Annotated in this window: 19 protein-coding genes and 1 pseudogene; 9 read left to right on the plus strand and 11 right to left on the minus strand. The window is 54.0% G+C overall.

Annotated elements, in window-relative coordinates:
- The first annotated feature begins 129 nt into the window (after window positions 1-129).
- Entirely contained in the window at window positions 130-825 is a 696-nt protein-coding gene (locus ADICEAN_RS09315) for a ComF family protein (RefSeq protein ID WP_009195330.1), read from the plus strand.
- A gap of 226 nt (window positions 826-1051) precedes the next feature.
- Here the strand turns inward: ADICEAN_RS09315 and gldJ are convergent, their stop codons facing one another.
- Both gldJ and mfd read right to left on the minus strand, forming a co-directional pair.
- A complete protein-coding gene (gldJ, locus tag ADICEAN_RS09320; RefSeq protein ID WP_009195331.1) occupies window positions 1052-2245 on the minus strand; it encodes a gliding motility lipoprotein GldJ in 1194 nt (397 codons plus the stop codon).
- Between the two features lie 322 nt (window positions 2246-2567).
- Window positions 2568-5921: a transcription-repair coupling factor gene (gene mfd / locus ADICEAN_RS09325; protein WP_009195332.1), complete on the minus strand. Its 3354-nt coding sequence runs from the start codon at window positions 5919-5921 to the stop codon at window positions 2568-2570.
- Window positions 5922-6176: 255 nt separating this feature from the next.
- Between mfd and ADICEAN_RS09330 the strand changes: the two genes are divergently transcribed.
- The 7 genes and pseudogenes from ADICEAN_RS09330 (at window position 6177) to ADICEAN_RS09360 (ending at window position 13515) form a co-directional block, all read left to right on the plus strand.
- Window positions 6177-6824, plus strand: coding sequence for a cytochrome c oxidase subunit 3 (locus ADICEAN_RS09330; protein WP_009195333.1), 648 nt, complete (start codon window positions 6177-6179; stop codon window positions 6822-6824).
- Window positions 6825-6935: 111 nt separating this feature from the next.
- Window positions 6936-7295, plus strand: a pseudogene (locus ADICEAN_RS09335) (DUF4174 domain-containing protein); the annotation flags it as partial.
- Window positions 7296-7390: 95 nt separating this feature from the next.
- The gene (locus tag ADICEAN_RS09340) at window positions 7391-8236 is read left to right on the plus strand and encodes an aminotransferase class IV (RefSeq protein WP_236612891.1); all 846 of its coding nucleotides are present in this window, start codon (window positions 7391-7393) and stop codon (window positions 8234-8236) included.
- Between the two features lie 354 nt (window positions 8237-8590).
- On the plus strand, window positions 8591-9349 hold the full coding sequence (locus ADICEAN_RS09345) for an SDR family NAD(P)-dependent oxidoreductase (RefSeq protein ID WP_009195336.1): 759 nt from the start codon (window positions 8591-8593) through the stop codon (window positions 9347-9349).
- Between the two features lie 153 nt (window positions 9350-9502).
- Window positions 9503-11212 (plus strand): single-stranded-DNA-specific exonuclease RecJ, encoded by a 1710-nt coding sequence (gene recJ / locus ADICEAN_RS09350; RefSeq protein ID WP_009195337.1) that lies wholly within the window; start codon window positions 9503-9505, stop codon window positions 11210-11212.
- A gap of 28 nt (window positions 11213-11240) precedes the next feature.
- A complete protein-coding gene (gene lptB, locus ADICEAN_RS09355) occupies window positions 11241-11972 on the plus strand; it encodes an LPS export ABC transporter ATP-binding protein (protein ID WP_009195338.1) in 732 nt (243 codons plus the stop codon).
- Window positions 11973-11991: 19 nt separating this feature from the next.
- Window positions 11992-13515, plus strand: coding sequence for a GH3 auxin-responsive promoter family protein (locus ADICEAN_RS09360; RefSeq protein ID WP_009195339.1), 1524 nt, complete (start codon window positions 11992-11994; stop codon window positions 13513-13515).
- Window positions 13516-13670: 155 nt separating this feature from the next.
- Here the strand turns inward: ADICEAN_RS09360 and ADICEAN_RS09365 are convergent, their stop codons facing one another.
- The 9 genes from ADICEAN_RS09365 to ADICEAN_RS09405 form a co-directional block, all read right to left on the minus strand.
- Complete coding sequence (locus tag ADICEAN_RS09365) at window positions 13671-13958, minus strand: hypothetical protein (protein WP_009195340.1); 288 nt, start codon at window positions 13956-13958, stop codon at window positions 13671-13673.
- A gap of 160 nt (window positions 13959-14118) precedes the next feature.
- Window positions 14119-14730 (minus strand): thioredoxin family protein, encoded by a 612-nt coding sequence (locus tag ADICEAN_RS09370; RefSeq protein ID WP_009195341.1) that lies wholly within the window; start codon window positions 14728-14730, stop codon window positions 14119-14121.
- Between the two features lie 13 nt (window positions 14731-14743).
- Window positions 14744-15232, minus strand: coding sequence for a TlpA disulfide reductase family protein (locus tag ADICEAN_RS09375; RefSeq protein ID WP_009195342.1), 489 nt, complete (start codon window positions 15230-15232; stop codon window positions 14744-14746).
- Between the two features lie 242 nt (window positions 15233-15474).
- Window positions 15475-18249: a T9SS type A sorting domain-containing protein gene (locus tag ADICEAN_RS09380; protein WP_009195343.1), complete on the minus strand. Its 2775-nt coding sequence runs from the start codon at window positions 18247-18249 to the stop codon at window positions 15475-15477.
- A gap of 7 nt (window positions 18250-18256) precedes the next feature.
- On the minus strand, window positions 18257-19345 hold the full coding sequence (locus tag ADICEAN_RS09385; RefSeq protein ID WP_009195344.1) for a TIGR03032 family protein: 1089 nt from the start codon (window positions 19343-19345) through the stop codon (window positions 18257-18259).
- A gap of 94 nt (window positions 19346-19439) precedes the next feature.
- Complete coding sequence (locus ADICEAN_RS09390; protein WP_009195345.1) at window positions 19440-21218, minus strand: chloride channel protein; 1779 nt, start codon at window positions 21216-21218, stop codon at window positions 19440-19442.
- Between the two features lie 441 nt (window positions 21219-21659).
- The gene (locus tag ADICEAN_RS09395) at window positions 21660-22106 is read right to left on the minus strand and encodes an SRPBCC family protein (protein WP_009195347.1); all 447 of its coding nucleotides are present in this window, start codon (window positions 22104-22106) and stop codon (window positions 21660-21662) included.
- A gap of 18 nt (window positions 22107-22124) precedes the next feature.
- Entirely contained in the window at window positions 22125-23474 is a 1350-nt protein-coding gene (locus ADICEAN_RS09400) for a DNA recombination protein RmuC (RefSeq protein ID WP_236612892.1), read from the minus strand.
- A 226-nt stretch (window positions 23475-23700) separates the two neighbouring features.
- The gene (locus tag ADICEAN_RS09405; RefSeq protein ID WP_009195350.1) at window positions 23701-25239 is read right to left on the minus strand and encodes a hypothetical protein; all 1539 of its coding nucleotides are present in this window, start codon (window positions 25237-25239) and stop codon (window positions 23701-23703) included.
- Between the two features lie 405 nt (window positions 25240-25644).
- On the opposite strand from ADICEAN_RS09405, the gene ADICEAN_RS09410 reads away from it, so the two are divergent.
- The gene (locus tag ADICEAN_RS09410) at window positions 25645-25869 is read left to right on the plus strand and encodes a hypothetical protein (protein WP_040396620.1); all 225 of its coding nucleotides are present in this window, start codon (window positions 25645-25647) and stop codon (window positions 25867-25869) included.
- The last annotated feature ends 7 nt before the right edge of the window (window positions 25870-25876 follow it).

Consider the following 25876-nt stretch of genomic DNA (forward strand, 5'->3'; position numbering starts at 1 on the left):
AGTGATCTAAGGGAGGGCATCCGCGCAAAATCAACAGGTAAACGCAAAGGTACAGTCTTTTACAACTAGAAAATGCGCAAGGCTGCTAATAAATCTATACAATCTGAGCACTAGCGGGTTATAGAAAGGATGGCGAGCATCTTAGCAGATTTCTGGAACCTGGTTTTTCCGCGCACCTGCCTGGGCTGCCGGGAGCGCATTTTGCTGGAGGGCGAGCAAAACCTCTGCACCTACTGCCGCTCCCGCCTGCCGCAGACGGACCACCACCTCTTCCCTTCCGCCAATGCGCTGTATGATAAGCTGGCAGCCTTTGTACCCCTGCGGGCGGGCATGGCCTACCTGCTCTTTACCAAAAGCGGCCGGGCCCAGCAGCTGCTGCATAGCATCAAATACCGCAACCTGCCCGAGCTGGCCGAAGAACTGGGCAGCTGGCATGGCGGCCTGCTGGCCGAAGTAGCCTACCAGCAGCGCCTGGATGCCCTGGTGCCGGTGCCCCTGCATGAAAAGCGGCTGCGGCAGCGGGGCTATAACCAGAGCCACCACATTGCCCTGGGCCTGGGCAGGGTGCTGGGCCTGCCCGTATGGCAGGGGGTGGTAGAGCGGCACCTGCCCAGCAGCACCCAAACCCGCAAAAGCCGGTTGCAGCGCTGGCAAAATGTAGAGGAGATCTTTCGGGTAGTGGCGCCCGAAACGGTACAGGGCTGCCGGCTGGCGCTGGTCGATGACATTATCACCACCGGTGCTACCACCGCGGCCTGTGGCATGGCCCTGCTGGAGGCCGGCTGCGCCGAGCTGGACTGCCTGGCACTGGCTACGGCCCAGTAGGGCTCCTTCCGGGCGCTTATCCAGGCTAGGGAGGCACTGCCTTAGGCTGGTTTATGCATGCTGTTTGGATTCATAGATGGGCAGCATTATCCAGTATACTGAGGTCCGAGCAGCATGCTCGAACCAGCGAAACCCATTATGCCCGTTAAATGGCAGAAAAGTGCAGGCACAAAAAAAGCTCCTGCCGCAGGGGCAGGAGCTTCTCTATTATTTATCCTGATGGAGCTTAGTAGTTGGTACCGGCAGAGATCATGGCGCAGCGGAAACCAATGGTAGCCGTGGCAGAATCCTCTTCCAGGTAGCGGCGGGTGCCAGGCGACAGCCAGTAGGCAATGTCTTTCCAGGAACCGCCTTTGTATACACGGGCGCGGTCATTCACCATGGAGTTCTCCTGATCGTAGTTGCTCTCCTCGTCCAGCCAGCCATCGCGGCGCACGGGGTTCAGGTCATCAAACTCGCGGAAGGAAAGCGGACGGTACACGTCCTGTACCCACTCGTTTACGTTACCGGCCATGTTGTACAGACCAAAGTCGTTGGGCGGAAACTCGTAGATGTAGGCAGTGATCATGGCGCCGTCGTTCAGCTTACCGGCAATACCGGCATAGTCACCACGGCCTCTTTTGAAGTTGGCCAGGAAATAGCCCATCTGCTTGCCGTAGGGGTTCCGCAGGGCATGTCCGTCCCAGGGATACAGGCGCTTGTGGGTCTGGTTCTCATCCAGCCACTGGGTACCGATCAGGGCCTGAGCGGCATACTCCCACTCGGCTTCTGTTGGCAGGCGATAGTCGGGCAGTACTACGCCGGTCTCCAGCGGAATACGGCCGCCTGAGGTTTCAGGCACATCGTCCAGGCCATTATCTTCGGCCAGTTTCTGGTTTACCACGCGGGTTCTCCACTTGCAGTAATCATTGGCCTGTACCCAGGTAACGCCTACTACCGGGTGGTAGCGGAAGCCGGGGTAGCGCAGGTAATGCTCTACATAGGGGTCGTTGAAGGCAAGCTCGCGGGCCCATACAGTGGTATCAGGCAGAGCCGACTCGTAGAACTCACGGCTTGAGTCGAGCTTCACATAGAACAGGTACTCCAGCCAGTGAATGTTGGCTACCTCGGTCTCGTCCATGTAGAAGGACGCTACCGTAACGGTACGCTCAAGGTTATCTCTGGTGTTGAGGATGTCTTCTTCGTAGGAGCCAAGGGTGGTACGACCACCTTGGATGAATACCAGGTTGGGACCGGCTGGCTGACCGCGGAAGTCGTTAACGGCAAAGCCGCCGTCTTCGTTGTATTCCAATCCGGTAGCGGTACTGGACTGGCCGGGATTCACCGCATCGGGTCTTTTACCGCCTCCGCAGGAAGCAAGCAAAGCCAACCCGCACGCCAAAGCCGATAAGCCTTTTAGTTTGCTTACAATGTTGGTCATAACACACTTTTTTATTCTACACGCTGTTTAACGCAATTATCTAGGGGCCAGCAACACATCTACTGGCACAGGACAAAATTGAACGAATCTTCTTAATTTATTCATGCAGAAACGCAGAAATAACTCACTATGTAAGATTACGCTCGATTTACTCTATTTGCAGGCCGCTGGTACCAGCTGTTACACTGGTATTCAGGCTACTCCCTTAGCCAACGCAAATCCATACAGAAACGTATTTCTAAAATATCTAAAAAATAGCGCTTCTGCTCCATAAATGTAAGTTTTTTTCTGGCTGCTGCACGGCCATCTGCCAAAGCCCCTCTTATCTGCCCATATCCTGAAGCAGGTGCAGGGCTTCTTCTACCGTGCGTACCTCGTCTATGTGCAGAATTAGCCGCTTTTTGTGCTCCCGCAGGCGGCAGCGGCGCGGATGCATCTGTACATACTTCAAAATTTTACCAAAAGTTTCCGAGGTATAGTAGTCGGCGCGCTCCTGGGGTACAAAATAGCCTTTGAGTACGCCCGACTTCAGGTTTAGTTTCTCAAAGCCCAGCTGCTCGGCTGCCCAGCGCAGGCGCACGGTCTCAATAAGGTCCTGTACGCTCTCGGGCAGGGGGCCAAAGCGGTCGCGCACGCTTTCGGCAAATTTTTGCAGCTCCAGCTCATTTTTAATGTTATCCAGCTGGCTGTAAAGGTTCAGGCGTTCGCTGATGTTGCTCACATAGGCATCCGGGATGAGCAGCTCCAGGTCGGTTTCAATGCTGCAGTCCTGCACCACAGGTCCCTGAATGGCCTCGCTGAGCTCTTTGGCAAACAGATCGCGGAATTCGGTCTCTTTCAGCTCCTGTATGGCCTCGTCCAGAATCTTATGGTACATATCAAAGCCCAGATCAGAGATAAAGCCGCTTTGCTCGGCGCCCAGCAGGTTGCCCGCACCGCGGATGTCCAGATCCCGCATGGCTACCTTAAAGCCATCGCCCAGGTCGCTGAACTCTTCCAGGGTGCTCAGGCGCTTGCGGGCATCGGAGCTTAGCTGGGCTACCGGGGGGGTTAGCAGGTAGCAGTAGGCTTTTTTGTTGGAGCGGCCCACCCGGCCCCGCATCTGGTGCAGGTCCGAGAGGCCAAACATATGCGCCCTGTTGATGATGATGGTGTTGGCATTGGGGATGTCAAGGCCGCTTTCGATGATGTTGGTACTGATGAGCACATCAAACTCCCCCTCGATAAAGCCTACCATGATCTTCTCCAGCTTGGCGCCGTCCATCTGCCCATGGGCCACGGCAATGCGGGCATCGGGCACCATGCGCTTGATGAGGCTGCCTATGGCATCAATATCGGAGATGCGGTTGTGCACAAAAAACACCTGACCACCCCGCTTCAGCTCCTGGCTTACGGCATCGCGGATGATCTCATCATTAAAGGTATGCAGCTCGGTGGTTACGGGCTGGCGGTTGGGCGGCGGGGTGGCAATTACGCTCAGGTCCCGGGCGCCCATGAGGCTGAAATGCAGCGTACGGGGTATGGGGGTAGCCGTAAGGGTTAGCGCATCTACATTCACCCGCATCTCCTTGAGGCGTTCCTTGGTTTTTACGCCAAACTTCTGCTCCTCGTCAATCACCATCAGGCCCAGGTCTTTAAACACCACATCTTTGTTTACAATGCGGTGGGTGCCGATGAGGATATCGGTCTTGCCTTCCTTTACATTCTGCAGCGTTTGCTTCATGTCTTTGGCTGACTTGAAGCGGTTGATGTACTCTACCTTGACAGGAAAATTGGCCAGCCGCTCGCTAAAGGTGCGGTAGTGCTGCATGGCCAGAATGGTGGTGGGCACCAGCACAGCGGCCTGCTTGCCATCGGTTACGGCCTTAAAGGCGGCGCGGATGGCCACTTCGGTCTTGCCAAAGCCCACATCGCCGCACACCAGGCGGTCCATGGGGTGGGGCTGCTCCATATCGTCCTTTACATCGCTGGTGGCCCTGGCCTGGTCGGGGGTATCCTCATAAATAAAAGAGCTTTCCAGCTCGGCCTGCAGAAACCCATCGGGGCTATAGGCAAAGCCGGGGGCCCCCTTGCGCTTGGCGTAGAGGTTGATCAGGTCTTTGGCAATGTCCTGCACCTTTTTCTTCACCCGCTTTTTCTTGTTCTCCCAGTCCTGCGAGCCCAGCTTGCTGATCTGCGGAGGGGTTCCCTCCTTGCCGGTGTACTTGCTGATCTTGTGCAGGGAGTGGATGCTGACGTAGAGCAGGTCATCATCCCGATAAATGAGGCGCACGGCTTCCTGTTCCTTTCCGCCATTCTCTACCTTTTCCAGGCCGGCAAATTTGCCGATGCCATAGTCGACGTGGGTCACAAAATCGCCGGGCTGCAGGGTGCGCAGCTCTTTAAGGGTAAGGGCCTTGCTTTTGCTGAACTTGTTGCGGCCCCTGTACTGGTGGAAGCGGTCAAAAAGCTGGTGATCGGTATAGCAGACCAGGCGCAGGATGCGGTCGGTAAAGCCCTGCCGAAAGGCAATGTTGAGCGTCTGGAAGGTGAGGTAGGGGTTGGTCTCCTCAAAAATGGTGGTAAGCCGCTCCAGCTGCTTTTGCTGCTCGGCTACCAGAATGTTGGTAAGGCCCTCCTCGCTGTTCTTTTCCAGCTGCTGGGCCATGAGGGCAAAATCTTTGTTGAAGGAGGGCTGCGGCTCGGCTTCCCAGCTGTAGCTATGGTCGGCCTGCAGGTAAAAGCGGTTGCCGAACTCCACGCGGGTGAAGCGGGGCAGGCGCGCCTCAAAGGTTTCCCGGGTCTCAAAGAGGTGTTCGGGCTCCAGAATCACCTTGGTATTGCCGGTAGAGCGGATCACATCGGTAAAGCTGTGGCGGGCCTTATCAAAATAATCCTGCAGCACATCGCCTGTTTGCTGGTAATCTTTAAAGAAGATAATGGTATCCTCGGGCACAAACTCCAGCAGGCTCTGGCGCTCTTCCTGGATCAGCTTGGTCTGTACGTTGGGAATAATGCTGATGCTTTCGATGTGCTCGGTGCTGAGCTGGCTTACCGGATCAAAGGTACGGATGCTTTCTACCTCGTCGCCAAACAGCTCAATGCGGTAGGGCAGCTCATTGGCGTAGCTGTACACATCCACAATGCCCCCCCGTACGGCATACTGGCCGGCCTCGTACACAAAATCGGTAGGTTCAAAATCGTAGGTCTGCAACAGCTCGGTCATAAAGGGCACATCCAGCCGCTCGCCCTTGCGCACGCTAAAGGTGTTTTCCCGCAGAGAGCGGCGGTTGATCACCTTTTCGGTAAGCGCTTCGGGATAGGTGACCACCAGCTCGCCGCGCTCCACCTTCTGGTTGAGGCGGTTGAGCACTTCGGCCCGCAGCAGCACATTGGCATTTTCGGTCTCGTCGAAACTGTAGGGGCGCTTCCAGCTGCTGGGAAAGAGCAGCAGCTCCTGGCGGCCGGTGAGAAACTGAAGGTCGTTGAGAAAATACTGGGCCTCATCCCGATCGTGCATCACAAACAGACAGGTGCGCTGGTGCTGCTCCCAGAATACGGCTGCCAGCACGGCATCCAGGCTGCCCCGCAGGCCTTTTATCTGCAGACAGCTGGTACCGGGGGTGCTCAGGTGGCTAGCCAGGGTCTGTACCAGGCTGTCGTTTTTATATAAAATCTTAAAGTCGTTAACTAGCAAAGGATCTGCTTTTTACCTCTTCTATAATTCACAGGCCGCAAATTTAGTTTGAAAAAGTTTAGCAGGCGCAGCATCCTCCCTATTCCCTTGATAATTAGACAAGAAAATGTAACAGGCGGGCGCAACCAAAGGCTATTGTGCACAGTACAACCTAGTACAGGCACAGCACAGCAGACCACCGGCTTGGCAAGGGGCGCGTTTCCTCTTTTTTTAAATGCGCAGCACAGGTGCCTCTATACTTTTAATTGCTTTTGTATGCAGCCTTCGCACAACCGTAAGATAACCGACTCAGGCGCCCAGGCCACCCTGGAGAAAATAGAACGCCTCCACCCGCACAAGATGCTGCTGTACCTGGCCATTTTTGGCAGCTCGCTTATTTTCCTGTTCATGCTCATTGCCTTTACCGCCACCTACAACCACCCCATTATGCAGGAGGGGGGGCAGGCGCAGCTAACGGTTCCCAAAGCCTTTATCTTTAGCACGCTGGTGCTCATGCTCAGTTCCTACTACGTATCGCGCTTTCAGCGGGCCTTTGAGCAGGAAAACATGCGCAAGCTGCGCAACATGCTGGGCATTACGGTTATGCTGGGCTTTGTATTTACCATCAGCCAGTATTGGGGCTGGCACCAGCTGGAGCAGGCCGGCCATGGGCTAAGCGGCATCAGCAGCGGTGCCTACCTTTACATTATCTCGGGCCTGCACATTCTGCACCTGGTGGGGGCCATGTTTTTCATGACGCACCAGTTTATCCGCATCAGCGGCATCTCCTCAGACCCGGTAAAGACCCTGATAGCCGTTACCAACCCTTACCAGAAGCTGAAGCTGGAAATGCTCACCACCTACTGGCATTTTATGGACGGACTCTGGGTAGCCCTGTTCCTGTATTTTCTTTTCTGGTTCTAACTCACCATCTTTATGCGCCACGCGCTTTTTCTGGGCTTTTCCGTATTTTTTTATCCCTGATCTCCGGTACTACCATGTCGACCGACACACCCCCCCCTATTAAAATCCTACCAGTGGAATAACCGACTGCTGCTGATCTTTTCACCGCAGGAGGAGGCCGACCTCTACCGCCAGCAGCTGGCCGAACTAAAGGGACAGGAAACCGGCATGAAGGAGCGCCACCTGCTGGTGCTGCACATCTTTCCGGACCAGGTGCTGCTGCCCAACGGCATTGCGCTGGGCGAAGAGCAGGCCCAGAGCCTCCGAAACCATTTTATCATTCCGGCCAAAGAATCGGTTACCCTGCTCATTGGCAAAGACGGCACCGAAAAGCTGCGCAGCCGGGAGGTGCTCAGCAGCGAGCGCCTCTTCCTGACCCTGGATGCCATGCCCATGCGCCAGCAGGAAATGCAGCGCAAACCCATCGACTAAGCAACGGGCTGCCCCATTGGCCCTGTCTGGCATTGCTTTTTAGCAAAAAGCTGCCCAAGTTAGGGTAGCCGATGCACTCCCCCGGCCCCTTACCTGTGAATATACCCCCTGCCCGCTATTATTACTTCAACGACCGTATTGTTGATGCCCATGCCCCCCTGCTGCAGCTGCAGGACCTGGGGCTGTTCCGGGGCTATGCCGTTTTTGACTTCTTGCGCACCCAGGGGGGCAAGCCCCTATTAATGGAGCGATACCTGCAACGCTTCCGGCATTCGGCCGAGGCCATGCGCCTTACCCTGCACCTGCCAGATGCTACCCTTGCGGAGCTTATCCGGGAGCTGATCCGCAAAAACGGCTTTGCCGAAAGCGGGGTGCGTCTGCTGCTGAGCGGGGGCTACTCGCCCGATCTGTTCACACCCGCAGAGCCCAACCTGATCATCCGCATAGAACCCTATACCCCGGCCCCTCAAAGCAGCTATACGCAGGGCGCCAGGCTGGTAACCGACGAGTACCTGCGGGAGTGGCCCGCCGTAAAGCATACCAACTACATCAACGCCATCCGCAACCAGCCCCGGGTGCTGGCCGCCGGCGCTACTGAGGTGCTCTACCACTGGCAGGGGCAGCTAAGCGAGTGCAGCCGCAGCAACCTGTTTATCGCCAAAGGGGGTACCCTTATTACCCCCCCTTTGCAGCAGGTGCTGGCGGGGGTCACACGGGGGCAGGTGCTGCGGCTGGCCCGGGCAGCCGGTATTCCCGTAGAAGAACGGCCCCTGAAGCTGGAGGAGCTCTGGCAGGCCGATGAAGCCTTCATTACCGCCACCACCAAGCGGGTAATGCCCATTGTGCAAATAGACCATCACACCATAGGCGCCGGCACCCCCGGCCCCCTGAGCCGTCACCTGCTGGAGCTCTGGGAGCGGGAGGTAGAAGGGAAAATGTAGCAAAGGGCTCAAGGCCAGGCACATGGTAACCCTGCCTATGCCACAGCTTAAATGGATTAGGGATTTGATTCCTCTATTGATGTTGATAAATGGTACGAAAATCCCCCCTTGGCGAAGGCGGCACGCGTAGTGGGGTTGGGGAATTGGTCATCAACAGAGAATAGTTCCGCCTACATTTCATTATGATCATCAACCATGAAAAGAGGCGCTTATAATTCGAAGCCGTAAATCTATTCAATCCCCCTACCCCACTACGCGTGCCGGCTTCGCCAAGGGGATTCGTTACTTATAGAAACTTTTCAGGAGAGTACACCTATAATTCACATTAACTTGTAAGCATATTATAAAAACATCATGCAGATAGATCTCACCAATACGAACATCCTGGTAACCGGCGCCAGCCGGGGCATAGGCCGGGCCATTGCCCAAGCGCTGGCCAAAAGCGGCGCCCGGGTAGCCGTGCACTACAATTCAAACAGAGAGGAAGCCGAAGCCCTGGCCCGCCAGATAGGCGGCGGCAGCCAGGCCTTTGGCGCGGATCTGGGCACCGGACAGGGACCCCTGGAGCTTTGGAAAGCGGTAGAAGAAAGTTTTGGCTCGGTAGAGGTGCTGGTAAATAATGCGGGGGTAGCCATTAGCAGCGATATCCATAAAGACGATACCGAGTGGCTGCACGACTGGGGCCACACCATGATGGTAAACCTGAATGCCAGCGCCCTGCTCTGCAAAAAGGCCATTGCCCATTTTCAGCAACGAGGCGGTGGGCGCATCATCACCATCAGCAGCCGGGCAGCCTTCCGGGGCGATACAGCCGACTATATGGCCTATGCTGCCAGCAAGGGGGGGCTGGTGGCCCTTAGCCGCAGCATTGCCCGGGCCTTTGGCAAGCAGGGCATCAAGGCCTTTACGGTAGCCCCCGGCTTTACCCGCACCGACATGGCCCAGGATTTTATGGACCAGTACGGCGAGGCCTATGCCCTTAACGACATTGCCCTCAGCCAACTGACCGAACCGGCCGACATCGCCCCCACCATCGTATTCCTGGCCAGCGGCCTGGCCGACCACGCCACCGGCTGCACCATTGACATTAATGCGGGGAGTTATGTGCATTAGGGGGCATGGGGCAACCAACCACCCCGCCCTGCGGTGCCAAGAGAGCGGGGTGGTTGACACCTCATACCTCAAACCCCATACCTCATACCCCACACCCGATAATCCCCCCTTCCCCTTTTTAATCCGCCGCTTTGTTCGTTATTTTACATGGCTATGACAAAACGGTGGGTAATAAAGGAACGAGCTGATGCGCAGACGGCTGCCCGCTTGTCGGAGGAGATGAAGCTGAGCCCCGAGATCGCCAATCTGTTGGTGCAGCGGGGTATTACTACCTATGAGGAGGCCCTGAAATTTTTCCGCCCCTCGCTGGAAGATCTGCCCGACCCCTGGCTGATGAAGGACATGGACCTGGCCGTAGCCCGGCTGGAAAAGGCCATTGACCGGGGCGAAAAAATCCTGATTTACGGCGATTATGATGTGGACGGCACCACAGCCGTAGCGCTGGTCTATGGCTTTCTGCGGGAACATTATTCCAATCTGGACTTTTACATTCCCGATCGCTACAAAGAGGGATACGGCATTTCCGATGCGGGCATTACCCATGCCATCGAAGAAGGATTCGGGCTGATCATTAGTCTGGACTGCGGCATTAAAGCGCTGAAAACGGTGGCCCGCGCCAAAGCAGCCGGCGTGGATTTTATTATTTGCGATCACCACCTGCCCGGCGACGCACTCCCCCCTGCCCTGGCCGTGCTGGACCCCAAACGGGCCGACTGCCCCTACCCCTTTAAAGAGCTCAGCGGCTGCGGCATTGGCTTTAAGCTGCTGCAGGCCTTTTGCCTCAAAAATCACATCCCCCTAAAAACCCTCTACCAGTACCTGGATCTGGTGGCGGTAAGCATTGCGGCCGATATAGTACCCATCAAGAGCGAGAATCGCATACTGGCCTACTGGGGACTCAAGAAGCTGAACAAAAAACCGCTGCCCGGCCTGTTTGCTCTCATTGAGCAATCGAGCTTTCGCAAAGAGCTGGACATTACCAACATTGTCTTTGGCATTGGGCCGCGCATCAACGCCTCGGGCCGCATTGCCCATGCCAAAATGGCCGTAAACCTGCTGCTTTCCGAAGACTCGGGCGAGGCCGCCCGCATGGCCGAGGTCATTGACGATAAAAACTCCCTGCGCCGCAATTTCGATAGCTCCATTACCGAAGAGGCGCATAAAATGGTAGAGCAGGACCCCGACTTTAAAGATGCCAAAACCACCGTGCTCTTTAAAAAAGACTGGCACAAGGGGGTCATAGGTATTGTGGCCTCCCGCTGTGTAGACCGCTACTACCGCCCCACCATCATCCTCACCGAATCCAACAACAAGGCCACCGGCTCGGCCCGCTCGGTGCTGGGCTTTGATATTTACGAGGCCATTACCGAGTGCAGCGATCTGCTGCTGCAGTACGGCGGTCATATGTATGCCGCCGGCCTTACCATGGAGCTGGAAAATGTACCTGAGTTCCGGCGCCGCTTTGAGCAGGTAGTGGCCAGCCGCATCAGGCCCGAGCAGCTGGTGCCGCAGCTGGAGATTGATCAGGAACTGGACTTTTGCAGCATTACCCCCCAGTTTTATGAAGTGCTCAAGCAGCTGGCTCCCTTTGGTCCTGAAAACATGCAGCCCGTGTTCATGACCCGGCAGGTGCGCGCCACCGGCCGTCCCCGTGTGATGAAGAACAAGCACATCAAAGTGCAGCTGGTACAGGAGGGCTCCGAGCTTACCTTTGATGCGGTAGGGTTTGATATGGCCGATTATTTTGATTTTATTGGCAGCGGCATGCGCTTTGACATTGCTTATACCCTGGAAGAAAACACCTACTGGGGCGATGGTACCCTGGAGTTATATTTGCGGGATATTAAGTTTGAAGAAGAATAAAAGGCCGCTGCCGCTTTAGTTTTCCTGTATGATACTACGCGCCGAAAATCTGGTTAAGAAATACAAGAGCCGCACCGTGGTAAACCATGTGTCGGTACAGGTAGAGCAGGGCGAAATTGTGGGCTTGCTAGGCCCCAATGGCGCCGGCAAAACCACCTCCTTTTACATGATTGTGGGCCTGATCAAGCCCAACGAAGGCCGCATTTTTCTGGAAGATGAAGAGATCACCAGCCTGCCCATGTACCGCCGCGCCAAAAAGGGAATCGGCTACCTGGCACAGGAGGCCTCGGTATTCCGCAAGCTGAGCGTAGAGGAAAACATACTGGCTGTGCTGGAAATGACCACCCTTACCAAAGCCCAGCAGCGCGCCAAAATGGAAAGCCTGCTGGAAGAGTTCAGCCTTACGCATGTGCGCAAAAACCTGGGCATGGTGCTGAGCGGGGGTGAGCGCCGCCGCACCGAAATTGCCCGCGCCCTGGCCGTAGACCCCAAGTTTGTGCTGCTGGATGAGCCTTTTGCCGGTGTAGACCCCATTGCGGTAGAAGAAATTCAAACCATTGTAGCCCAGCTTAAGAACAAAAACATCGGCATCCTGATTACCGATCATAACGTAAACGAAACGCTGTCCATCACCGACCGGGCCTACCTGATGTTTGAGGGCCGTCTCTTAAAGGCCGGCACTGCCGAAGAGCTGGCCTCCGATCCGCAGGTGCGCAAGGTGTACCTGGGGCAGCATTTTGAGCTTCGCCGTAAAATCTGATTTTTTCCGCTGCCACCCTATGCTGGAGTTATTCAATAGCATTGTCACCTGGTTCATGAAAAAGCGCATCCAGGAGGTAGAGCACTTTATGCACCACCCCCATGAGGTGCAGCAGGAAGTGCTCAGAAACCTGCTGGAACGCGGCCGCAGCACCGAATGGGGCCGCCAATGGGGCTATGCCGATCTTAAGACCACCCGCGATTTCCAGGCCCGGGTACCCATCAGCACCTACGAGGAACTAAAGCCCTACATCGACCGCATGATGCGCGGCGAGCAGAACATTCTCTGGCCCAGCAGGATCGAGTGGTTTGCCAAAAGCAGCGGCACCACCAGCAGCCGCAGCAAATTCATTCCCGTATCGGAAGAGGCGCTGGAAGAATGCCACTACAAAGGGGGTAAGGACATGATCGCCATCTATGTCAATAACTACCCCGATACCAAGGTATTTACCGGTAAAAACCTGGCCATCGGCGGCAGCCACCAGGCCAATGATCAGGACAGCAACGGCGCTACCAAGTTTGGCGATGTATCGGCCATACTGATGCAGAACCTGCCTTTTTGGGCTCAGATGATGCGCTCGCCCAGCCTGGAAGTGGCCCTGATGAGCGAGTGGGACAAAAAGCTGGAGCGCATGGCCCGCGAAACTATGGAGGAGAATATCACCTCCCTCTCAGGGGTGCCTACCTGGACGCTGCTGCTGCTGGAGCGCATTCTGGAGATCACCGGCAAGCAGCACATGCACGAGGTGTGGCCCAACCTGGAGCTCTTCACCCACGGCGCCGTATCCTTTACCCCCTACGAGCAGCTGTTCAAAAAACTGATCCCCTCCTCCAGCATGCGCTACCAGGAGGTCTACAATGCCTCCGAGGGCTTCTTTGGTATTCAGGACCAGAAAAAAAGTAAGGAAATGCTGCTGATGCTGGATTATGGGGTCTACTACGAATTCATCGAAACCGGGGAGCTGGAGTCCGACAATCCCCGGGTGTTAACGCTGGAGCAGGTGGAGCTGGGCAAGAGCTATGCCCTTATCATCAGCACCAATGCCGGCCTGTGGCGCTACAACATAGGCGATACGGTCAAATTCACCTCCCTGAACCCCTACCGCATCATCATCAGCGGGCGCACCAAGCACTTTATCAATGCTTTTGGCGAAGAGGTGGTCATTGAAAATGCCGAGCAGGCCATAGCCGAAGCCTGCCGCCAGACCGGCGCCGAGATCGACAACTTTACGGCCGCCCCACGCTACTTTGGCGAAAAGAGCAAGGCCAGCCATGAGTGGATCATTGAGTTTGTGCACCCCCCGCAAGACCAGGAGCAGTTCAACAGGGTGCTGGACGATACCCTGCGCCAGATCAACTCCGACTACGACGCCAAGCGCTTTAAGGATATGGCCCTGCAGGCCCCCATCATTCACCTGGCGCCCAAAGGCACTTTTTACCGCTGGATGCAAAAGCGCGGCAAGCTGGGCGGGCAAAACAAGGTGCCCCGCCTGAGCAACAGCCGGGAGCATGTGGAGGATATTCTGGAGTTGTTGAAGGGGTAGAGGGCCAATGGACATAGGACATAGGACAATGGACGTTGGACCGGGCGGCGTACCGTAATAGCCCGCAATGGCTACTTTCCCCCCGGCTGGGCGCCCCCGGCTAGGCGCCCCCGGCTAGGCGCCCCTACGGATTGTGAGGGACATTCGTATAGCCGCTAGTCGGCGGGTTTTGTACCAGTGTTCTGGTCTTTAGCCAGCCCCTTTTTGGCTTTACGGTACCTGTTGAGGGCAAACAGCAGGGCAATGATAAAGGCAAGCAACAGGCGGGTGCTAAGCCGGGCCTCCTGCCAGTAGGTCCCAAAATCAACCGCCTCCCCCCTGAAATACTGAAGCACAGGCCTGTGAATACCCCCCATCAGCAGATTCAGCAGCACCAGCACCACAAGCAGGGTAAAAAAATAAACAGCTGCATCCTTTACACTAGCGTTTTCAGTTGTTTTCATTCCAAAAGGTAAAAAAAAGCCCCGTCTTTCTAAAAACGGGGCCGGGGGTTTATGTAAGCCGCATCAGACAATTTCAAAGTCCATTGTCCATTGTCCATTGTCCATTGTCCATTGTCTATAATCTATAGTCCATTGTCTATAGTCCATCGTCCAATATCCATCAGGCTTCTTTCCACTTAATGGTACAGCCAATGGCTTTGGTGGTGGTAGCTTTGGGTTTTTTGCCGCTCATCAGCTGGCTAATGGCTTCTTCTACGTACTTCTGGTCGGCAGCAGCGGCATCTTTATGGTTGTTGTCAATGGCGCCGATGTATTCTACCTTATAGCCTTTGGCTTCCTTGTTGAGGATGAAGACATGTGGCGTGCGGCTGGCGCCAAAGGCCCGTGCTACCGATCCGCTGGCATCCTGCAGGTAGGGGAAGGTAAAGCCTTTGTCTTTGGCCCGCTTCTGCATTTCTTCAAAGCTATCGCCGGCCTGCTGGCCGGGGTCATTGGGGTTAATGGCAATGACCGGGTAGCCTTTGGCCTCAAACTGTTTGTGAAGGGCAATGATGCGGTCTTCGTACAGCTTGGAATAGGGGCAGGTGTTGCAGGTAAAGATCACAATAGCGCCTTTGGCCTTGGCATAGCTGCTCAGGCTAACATCTTTGCCATCGACATTGCGCAGCGTAAAGTCGCTCACATAATCGCCAACCTCGTAGCCGGCAGGGGGGCTGGCCGCTGTGCCAATCAGCATCAGGGCGCCCATCAATAGGGTAAGCAGGTGTTTCATGGTAGGGGTTTGGTTATGGGGCTGCAGTATATTTATTTAAAAGTGCGGTCAGTTCCTGGGGTTCCATCTTTCCTTCTATCAGCCGGCGTTCTTTACCGGCCAGGATAAGAGTTGCCGGAATGGCACCCGACCACTGAGGATCTACTTTGTTGATAAAGGCATTCTGGTCGGTTTCGTCCAGCAGCAGCACAGTACTGCTAAGACCCCTCTTTTTCACAAAAGGTTTAACCCTGCTTTCCAGAATTTCCACATCGTCCAGGCTTACCAGGTACATTTTCAGGCCCCGGGCGGCATAGTCCTGCTGGGCCTTATCAAAGTAGGGTAGCTCCTCAATGCAGGGGCGGCACCAGGTGGCCCAGAAGTTAATGACCACTACTCCTTCCTGTGGCTCCTTCAGCAGTTGCTCCAGCTCGGCCATTTTGATCACCTTTACCTCCTGGGCCATGGCGGCAGGGGCAAAAGCAAAAAAGGCAAAAGCGGCTATGAGTAGAATTTTTTTCATGTTAAACGGACTGTTCCGGAAAGATAACGCAGGCCGGAGACAAAAAGTCCGAATGAGGGGTTAAAATTTGGTTAGAAATCTCCAAATCACCGGACTTCCCATCTGGAAAGTATACCGAACTGCCAGAAGAATTTGCTGATTTAATAAAAGCTGCTGCTCCCCTGCTCATGCCTATACGAGGCATCATGTCATACTTGTGGAGTCTGTCCAGGTATGAGATAGCTGTTAGTTGAGTGGGCAGGCTACTGTTTAATAATCCGGTGCATATAGGAGCTGCTACCGTTGCTCAGGCGAAGCAGATATAGGCCAGGAGCAAGGCTGCTTATATCAAGTGGTGGGCTCACTTCCTGTGCCTGTACTGTCTGCTGAAGCAAACAGCGACCGCTGGTACTGATTACTTCTACCCACCAGCTGCTACCCAGCTGGTGGGCGGCCCATTTTACCTGTACCGACTTGCGGGTTGGGTTAGGATAGAGGCTAATGCCTGCCATCACTACATCCTCCAGGCCGGTAGGGGGTTCCGTAGCGGGTGAATTCAGGGTGTTGTTCCAGATCTGTACGGGCTGGTGATAGCCGCTCCACCAGAGATCCAGATCTTGATCGCCATCGGTATCGATGAGGGCAGCAAATATACCCAGGAACAGATTGTCTAGCCGGTACGGTTCGTCAAAGGTGCCGCTTCCGTTGTTGAGCCAGATGCTGGTACCATCCAGTATACTAACCACCGCCAGGTCCAAGTCGCCATCGCCATCCACATCCCCCAGCGATACATTAAACATATAGTAGGTATCAAGCTGGAGATTAGTGGGCGAAAAGCTGCCAGCACCATCATTTCTAAACAGGAGAACAGCATCATTTTCTACGTCTGTAATAACAAGGTCCGGCTTACCGTCACCATCCACATCGCCCTGGGCTATGGAGAACAGTTCAGAAGCGGGAAGGGGTGAGCTTGTCTTATTGGGTGCTGAAAGCGTACCATTCTCCTGATTTATAAAGACAAAAAGCTGGCTATTGCCGATAGCAACTACATCCTGTTTCCCATCAGAATTAACATCTACTATCTGTAGATTTTCTATTGTACCATTGAATGTAACAGCAGGGCCTTCTGTAAATGTGCCACTGCCATTATTAAGCCAGGTTTGGAGCAGCGAAGGCTCCGTGTCCGAAATAAAAGTATACCGGCTAGAGACCGTGATAATATCCTGATCACCATCGCTATCCATATCACCAAAACGTACATAGAAAGCATCCTGAAAGCCATCGGGTCGCTCCAGGGTTATATGATGGGTAAAATTACCAGTCCCATCATTCAGAAACACATGCCCCAGATCCCTCACGTAGGTAGAGGTAACCAGGTCAGGGGAGCCATCGCCATTGATGTCGGCAACATCCAGACTTCTGCTAAAGCCCGATTCCTGATACAATCTATCTCCCGGCCCAAACTCCCCTTCCTGGTTGAGCCATACAGCTGTAGCGCCATCAGTGATCGCATCTATATCGCCATCCCCATCCAGATCGGCAAATACAGCATTTAGAGAAGCAGAGGGATATATAGGAAGTGTGCCCGAGTTCGTAAAGGTACCGGTCCCATTATTCCGATACGCTGTAGCTCCATCGTAAGCCGTTACAACTACATCCAGGGTACCATCGGTATTCAAATCAGCCAGCTGTACTTTATCGATTAAGCCGGGCACTGTACCCTCCAGGGCCTGAGGTTGAAAATTACCGGAACCATCATTTATGGCCAGAATGACCCCTCCATCTGTTTCCATAGAATTTTCAGTATTCAGCCCTCCAATGATCAGGTCCGGATAACCATCTCCTGTAAAATCGCCTACTTCAAAATTTTCGTCAGACCCATAACCAGTCGCAATACTACCCCCATCACTAAATGTTCCCTGGCCATTGTTGGTAAATAGGTGAAGCCCATCAGAGGTGAAGAGAATTAGGTCCTGATCTCCATCCAGGTCCACATCTGCTGCTCCAATGGTGGGATAGTACGAATTTGTAGTGCTTACATTAAGTGAGCTGCCGCTGGTAAAATTGGCAGCCCCATCGTTTAGCAGCACCTGAACACTCTCTTCATATCCCCAGCTCAAAAGGAGTAGATCCGGAGCATCATCGCCATTTACATCCGTTAGTAAAAGTTCACTGATGTCAGCATCCATTAGTACTCTAGGGGCAGAGAAAGAGGCATTGCCATTGTTCAGAAACGCCGATACACTTGAGTTACCGCTCTCATCATCTGCAGCCATCACCACATCCAAGTCACCATCCCCGTCCAGGTCGGCAATCCCTCCGGATGTTCCCATTACAGATGTGCCAAAGGCATGGGGGCTAAAGGTACCGTTGCCATCATTTTTGAACACAAAAGTTCCGTTGTCATAGCTGGTGCCGAGCAGATCAACATCGCCGTCACCATCCAGGTCGGCAGCAAGAATAGAATATGTAAAGCCAAATTCTTCCTGGCTCAACACCTGCCCTTTGGCAAAATTTCCCTGGCCATCATTTAAAAAAACCTGATGGAATGAATAGTAGCCAACCTGCACAAAATCGGTGTCGCCATCGCCGTCCAGATCGGCAAATACAAGGCGATCGATAGCCGGGTCACCTACATTCTGTCCTTTTACAAAGCCCAGTTCGCCTTCTGTAAGGCGGCTACTGCTTTGCTGAAGTGCCGGCTGTTTGGTTGAGCGTTTGTTCAGGAGTTGTCGGGCCTGCTCCAGCCTGTAGGGCTCCTTCCCCTGCAGGGGCTGCCGCCGGCCTTCTTTGGTTTGGGCTGGCGCAGTAAAGCTTATAAGGCCAAGGGCCGCGGCAATGGCCCAATGCTTTAGTTCGGTGGCAGACCCCATGCCCAGGCGCTTTTCCAGCCGGCGAAGACGCTTAACCCTGCGCCACTGGCTCTGGCTGGAAAGTTCAGAGAAGCTACCGTTCTGGAAGGCTTTAAGCAGGCGACAGGCCAGCTTGTGCTGCTTGTTTCGAATGTGCTGAAAAAGAGAAGGAGAAAGCGAGGCCATAAAAAAATTAGGATGGGTTTGCAGGGGTTTCCGGCTGCCGCCAAAATACCTCCTGAGGTGTAACAACTGCTAACGTATGGTAATTTTTGTTTGTATTCAAGATATTGGGCCGCAATTGGCCTGGCAGCACGCCTACATCATAGAGCTCCTCTACCGTAGCCGTGTACACCAGCTCCGCTACCTGTTTTCCGGTAGGCAGATGTACAATTGCTATACCACAGTGATTGGCCGATTTGGCAATGGGTGCTTCTGTAAACAGGGTACTGCCCGGGCGTAACCTGGAAAGACCTATAAACAGGTAATCGCCAAACTGCTCCATGCCCCGCACAAAGCCCCGGAACCTGGTAATCACTTCATAGCTTCCTTTCGCCTTGTCTACCTCTACCAGTTCTCCGGTGGCGGAAAGTAGGAGTAACAAACGTCCGTTAACTACACGGGGCGAATGGGGCACCGGCAGACGATCCAGAATTAGTTCACTGCTATCCACCCCCATTAAAATACCCCCCTTCAGCATATCAGTTCGCCAGCTTTGGGGGCTGTCGCCGCTGCCCAGCGCTGTTACGTAGGCAGGTTTGCCGTTGGCAAGTGCCAGGCCATTGAGGTGGCAGCGGTCTTCGGGCTTTAGCGCACTTATAAAAGGGGGCTTCCAAACAGGCCTGAAGCTGTAGTCCTCATCAATAACTGACAGACAACTAAAGGCTGTATTTACAGCAAGAAGCTTATCACCAACCCATTTCAGGTCGTGTATGTCTACCTCGCCCGTATAGTACGTGGCCCTGGGAATGTAGAGCGCATCGTAGGTATGGGGCTTATCAGGGTAATGAGGAGCAAGCCCAGAAGCGTTGGCTGTTACAATCACCTCCTGCCGGTTAGCTATGGCTAGCCGGTGGCCGGAAAGGGCCATACCCATCGGCTTATCGAAGGTTCGGGGTAGCTGTACCAGGCTATTGGCATCCTTTGCCGAAAAAATTATGACCTTACCACTTTGGTAGGTGCTGATTACCAGCGAACATTTTAAGCGCAGCAACAGCTCGGGCAGATTTGCAGAATAGGTATAACTGAAAGGTGCCGCAGGCTTTGCGATCGAATCGGGCATAAAAAAATAACAAAGGATGCCTTAAGATAAAAAAATTAACTAAAGATTGTCGCCTTTCTTGCTTTTTATGACCCATTGGGTCTACACACGTCTGCTACTCCCGCTGCTGGCGAATCAGGCGGGTGCGGTAGGCGTTAAAGATGCGGCTCTTGGAGACAAAGCCGGCATAGCGGCCGCCGTAGAGCACGGGCAGGTTCCAGGCGCCGGTTTTCTCAAACTTGTTCATCACCGATTCCATTTCATCATCCAGCTGCACATAGGCCGGTGGCTGGCGCATGATGGTCTCGATAATAACCGTCTGGCGCTTATCACTGTCAAACATGATCTCCCGGATATCATCCAGCGTAATGATGCCCTTGAGCACCCCCTTCTCATCTACTACCGGAAACAGGTTGCGCTTGCTGAGCTGTACCAGCCCTACCAGGTCCTGCACACTGGCCCTGGGGGAGATCTCCAGAAAGTCCGTTTCCACAATCTTCTCCAGGCTAATGAGGCGCAGCACCTGCTTGTCCTTATCATAGGGGATAAAATCGCCGCGCTCCACCAGGTTTTTGGTGTAAAAGGAGTAGCGCTGAAAGTAGGATGACACGCTGTAGGAAATGGCCGACACCAGCATAAGCGGCACAAAAAGGGTATAGCCGCCCGTAATTTCGGCAATGAGGAAGATGGCCGTAAGGGGGGCGTGCAAGATGCCGCTCATGAGCCCGCACATGCCCACCAGGGCAAAGTTGGCCACACTAACCTGCCCGGCCACCTGCACAAAATTAATGAAGCGGGCAAACACAAAGCCGGTAACGGCTCCCATAAAGAGCGAGGGCGCAAACACCCCGCCACTACCCCCTGCCCCAATGGTAAGGGCCGAGGCTACGGGCTTGATCAGCAGCACCCCCAGCATAAAGAGCAGCACCACATACACACTGTCCAGCTCGCCAAAGAAAAAGCTACGGCTCAGCAGCACCTCATCCTGGCCCGAGAGCATGGCAATAATGCTATCGTAGCCCTCGCCGTAAATGGGCGGAAAGATAAAAATGATAAGCCCCAGCCCAATGCCCCCCATCAGCGCCCGGGGCAGCGCTTCCTGTATGCGGCCTACCCAGCCCTCTACGGCCCACATGATGCGGTTAAAATAAAAAGCCGCCAGGCCGCACACAGCTCCCAGCAGCAAAAAGTAGGGGGTATCGGCCGCCTGAAAGGGATCTTCCAGCCGGAAGCTAAATAGCACCTCCTCGCCCAGCAGCACCAGCGCCACCAGCTGCCCGCTTACCGAGGCAATCAGCAGGGGGATAAAGGAAGCAATGGTTACATCCGACAGGATTACCTCTACGGCAAAGATCACCCCGGCTATGGGCGAGTTAAAGATGGCGGCAATGGCCCCGGCCGCCCCGCAGCCAATGAGCGAGGTGCGCTTTTTGTAGTTGAGGTGCATGAGCTGCCCCACATTGGAGCCAATGGCCGAGCCCGTTACCACAATGGGTCCCTCCAGCCCCACCGAGCCGCCAAAGCCTACCGTAAGGGCCGAGGTAAACATGCGGGAGTACATTTTGGTACGCCGGATCAGGCTGCTCTTTTTGGAGATGGTATAGAGAATATCGGTTACCCCATGGCCCAGCTTTTCTTTGAGCACATAGCGGGCCAGCAGCACCGTTAGCAAAATGCCAATCAGGGGATAGGTGATGTAGAGCAGGTTGGGAAAGCCAAAGTGAAAAAAACCGGTAAGCTGCTGCTGGATAAAATGCACGGCACTCTTGAGCGTAACGGCTGCCAGGCCGGAGAGCATGCCAATAAGCCCGCTGAGCAGCAGGACAAAGTTTTTGTTATTAATGTGCCGGATGCGCCAGACCAAAAAACGCGCCAGCAGGGTATTTACGCTCATTCCCAAGATAGTACCAATAGGGCGCAAGTTAGCGCCTGGCTACAGCTAAGCCAAGCCAAACAGGGGGAAAAGCAGCCCCGGACAGGATTAATCTTTCTGCTCCCTTGACAAGTATTTTGCAGTTTTCCTGCCAATTGCCGTACCTTTAGGCCCCATGCTCCACAAAGTAAAATCCTTCTACACCCGTTATAAGCAGTACATGCTGGTAGATGCCCTCATGTATGCGGTGATGGTTGTGCTGATTATCCTGCTATTTGTATTTTTTGGCTGAGCCCTGGGTGATTCCTAACGCACTTCTCGGCAAAGACCCCCTACTGAACGTCTGCTCGGGGAGCAGTACTTGCACAGCTGGCTTCCAGCACCCAGTTTGAGTGCGTCCTTGTATGCTTTCATTTCCTGCCCCAATTTTCTTTCTTCAGGCCTTGCCTGCCCGCACTGCGGTTATTGCCCCGGCCTGGACTCCAGGAGCTCTTTAAGCTTTTCCAGATCTTTGGTGGTAGCCCTGCGCATCATGCCGGCCATAAAGGGGGCAAGCAGCTTTGAGAACCCCCTTGGATACCCCCTGTTGCGCAAGCTCATGTGGGTTGTGGAGGCATCCAGGGCTGTCCAGGTATAGGTAGTTTCCATGGGAAAAGGGCCTTCGGCAGTTTGCATCACCAGGGTGTGGCCCGGTATCAGCTCGGTAATTTCATAGGTGTAAGCCATGCGGCGGCCCAGAAAATGGGCTACAAACGCCACCTGCGATCCTACAGCCAGGGGTTTGGCGGTCTTCCACTCCGCCGATTTAATGTTCATATACCAATCGGGGGCATGATCGGGATTGGCTGCATAGGCAGCCACCTGCTGAAGGGGCCGCCTGATGATGATACTTGTCTGTACGTCTACCATGGGGTTACTTTCTGCCGGCTATCCCTCTACTGCTTCGTTGTTACTGCCAATGCCCAGCTCACCCATGCTTTTTTTGGCATTGATGCCCATGGCCTTGAGCTTTTCGGCCCGGCCCAGCAGGTTGCCCTTGCCGGTGCTGAGCTTTTTCATGGCCTCCTCGTAGGCCTCCCGGCTCCTGTCCAGCATCCCCCCTACTTTTTCAAGCTCCTGCACAAAGCCAAAGAATTTATCGTAGAGCTTGCCGCTCTCTTCGGCAATCTGCAGGGCATTTTGGTTTTGTTTTTCGTACTTCCAGATGGAGGCGGTGGTGCGCAGGGTGGCCAGTAGGGTGGTGGGGCTTACAATTACCACCTTGCGCTCCCAGGCATAGCCAAAGAGATCATCGCCATCGGCACTCAGGGCCAGGCTGAAGCAGGCTTCGATGGGCAGAAAGAGCAGCACAAAATCGGGCGCATTGAGCTTGTGCAGGCGGTGGTAGTGCTTGTCCGACAGGCCTTTTACATGGCTGCGGATGCTGAGCACATGCTGGCGCAGGTACTGGCTGCGCTCGGCCTCCTCCAGGCAGCTGCAAAAACGCTCGTAGGCCACCAGCGATACCTTGGCATCAATGATGAGGTGGCGGCCTTCGGGCAGTTTTACAATCACATCGGGCCGCTGCTGCTGCCCCTCCTCACTGCGCAGGCCCAGCTCTTCTCCCTGCAGTAGGTATTCGCTGCCGCGCTGCAGTCCGCTGCTTTCCAGAATGCGCTCCAGCACCAACTCGCCCCAGTTGCCCTGCGTTTTATTATCACCCTTAAGGGCCTGGGTGAGGTTGCGGGCTTCTTCGCTCATCTGCAGGTTTAGTTTGGCCAGGCGCTCCAGCTCGCTTTTCATCAACTGGCTTTGCACGCTCTGCTGCTCCTGGTTATTCTCTACCCGCTTTTCAAAGGAGGCAATGCGCTCCTTAAGGGGGTCCAGGATCAGGCGCATGCGCTCGCTATTGCTTTCGGCCAGCTGCTCTCGCTGCTGGTTCAGCACCTTTTGCGCCAGGTTTTCAAACTGCTGGCGCAGCTGCTCCTGTAGCTGGCGCAGTTCCTCTTTTTGGGTGAGCAGCTTTTCCTGCAGGTGGCGGTTGGTGGTTTGGGCTTCTACCAGACTGCTGCGCAGATCGGCCTCGGCAAACTGCAGCTGCTCCCGCTCCTGCTGCAGGCGGTCCTGCTGCTGCTGCAGGCGCTGGTAGCGGTCTTGGGCCAGCTGCTGGCCCTGCCGGGCATCAAGCGCCTTCAGCTCCTGTTCTTTTGCCTTTTTGAACAGGTAGAGGCTGACCCCCATAAGGGACAGGCAGGCAGCAGAAAGCAGAAATAAGAATAATTGGGCAGTATCTGGCATAGGCTGCTGGGCAACGTTTTAGCTAAGATACTTGTATAAGGGCAGAATTTAAACGATTGGGTGCAAAAGAAACCTCCGGCTGGAATACCCCTTTGGAATGCACTTCCCCCCCTTTTATCAGAAGCGCGGCGGTTCCTCCGGAGAGGATTATTCGTACACTGGCCTGTTGCACAAAAAAAGCCTTCTGCATGGCTGCAGAAGGCTTTTACAGGAAAGGTCACTTTGCTTAGACCGCATTCAGATTGTAGAAGCGGTAGTGTACGTACAACTTGTTGGTCTTGAGGTAATCCAGGATAAAGCTGTAGAGCACATCGTAGGAGATCACTTCCACATCCACACCCGGATCGGAAGGGATGTTGATCTTGCGCAGCTTGTTGAAGTAGGTACGCCCTTTTTCTTCAATCTGCTCGTAGTTGAACTCCTTCTCTACCACAATGCTCAGCAGGCGGATAAAGATGCTGTTGCGGTAGTTGTGGCGCTTGTCCAGGTGGGTGGAATTGTACTGCTGCAGGGCTTCCATGCGCTTGCGTACTTCCTCGATGCGGCCCTCCCGCAGCAGGTACATGTACTGGATAATGAGGCGGGCAATATTGTAGGAAGAGAGCTCTTTGGGATAGTCGGGCATGGTGTCCACAAACTTCTCCAGGTTAAAGCCCCAGCGCAGCAGCTTGGAATCATTCACAAATACCAGGAAGGCGCGGTAGATCTTCCAGCGCATTTTGTCGATGTCGTTCAGCAGGCTGTAATTTTTGTTGGTGCGCACCTTGCGGTACAGCTCGCCGGCCTTTTTGTACTGCTGGCCCTTCATCATCAGTAGGAAGTAAAGCTCCATAAAGCGGAACCACTGGGCAGTGCCTACCTTAAAGTGCTTGTTGGTCTTCTGGGCATAGGCGCCACCCCCTTCGGCATCACGCAGGCAGTAGTAGGCCTTTAGCTTGGTAAGCACCACATCATTTTTGTTCAGGTCTATCTCAATGAGGCTATTGTCCTTTTTCAGGTACTTTTCCTCAATGGTATCGCAGAGCTTGATGTTTTCCTGGAAGTTCCAGCTCAGCTCATTGTAGAGGGTCTGCAGCTGAAATACGTAGCGGTCTATCTGCCGGCTCTTATAGGTTTGGGCTTCCCGCTGCAGATGGGCCACCGTTTCGGGAATCTGGTTCATCACCCGGTTTTGGGCGCTTACTGATTTGTTCACAAACACCAGAATGCTCTGATAGGCCGCTTCGGCTTCCTCCACCGAGCGCCGAAAGGCCCGGTAATACTCCAGCTCCTCGCAGGCTTCCTGATAGGGGGTTACCTTACCCTGGCGGGCATAGTCGTTGCGCAGCATCACCAGGGCATCGGTAAGCACATCCAGGCACTCAAACTGCTTGGCCTGCTTGATGAGCTGCGGCAGCAGCTGGGAGGCAATGTCATGGGCCCCCTCATTGATCAGGATCTTGCACTGGTGCAGCAGGTGACGGCACTCGTACTCACATTTGTTATAGAGGGTGTAGGTATTTTTATCGTAATCCAGAAAATACAAATGGTTGAGCAGCTTAAGCTTTAGCTTGGCCTTTGCATTGCGGTAGTTGCGGTTGCCGGGATGCGAACGGAACATGGCCTTGGCGGCATCATCATCATTTTGAAAAAGTCCGTTTACGATACCGTCAAAAAGTTGGTTGTCTTTAGAAACTTCGCTTTTTCTAAAGTTAAGGTTTACCAGCTGAATGCTGCGTTGTCCCCTTTTTTTGGTGATCTCAATGAGCTTAAGCAGATCTTCCATACGAGCAGTGGTTTGAGATAGGGTGTGCGATCCTGATAGAGTACCTTTTTGTAGACAGACCGTTTAGGAGCATGTGTGCCCCTTGGCTGTACAGACAGCGCATGCCCAGGGTCTGAGGTAATTTACCAAAAAATCTTACATATAAGTAAAGAAATGGCCTTTACGAATCTTTTGCAAGAAATAACTTAAATTTTTATTGAAAAAATTTCACTATTAAGATATAAAGCACATATTTTTGAGCAATCAAGCCCCATCATCTGCTAAAATGGCCACAGCTATTATGTAAGAATTGGCCTAAATGATTCGCCTTCCTTCCCGGAACAAAAAATATTTTGGGCAGATAATGCAACTTGATTTCTCAAAATGGAGTTTAACAAGAATAGATTTTTTAAGCAAATAAACGGTATGGACAAGTTCAGAATTCACTACAAGTGTAACAAAACCCCTAAGGCCAATTCCGGACTAGAAGGCTTTACGGTAGACCGTACCTATACAGGCAGGTCCTTCAACGGCTTGTTTGAAGTGACGCCTCAATGGGGCAATGGCAAGCAGACCAAGCTGCTGAAGCGCCAGGAGTTTGAAGAATATTTTGAAGTGCTCCCCTTAGCCTTTCTGCAGCAAAGCGCCTAACCTGCCC

The organism is Cesiribacter andamanensis AMV16 (assembly GCF_000348925.1).
In the GTDB taxonomy this organism is placed as follows: domain Bacteria; phylum Bacteroidota; class Bacteroidia; order Cytophagales; family Cyclobacteriaceae; genus Cesiribacter; species Cesiribacter andamanensis.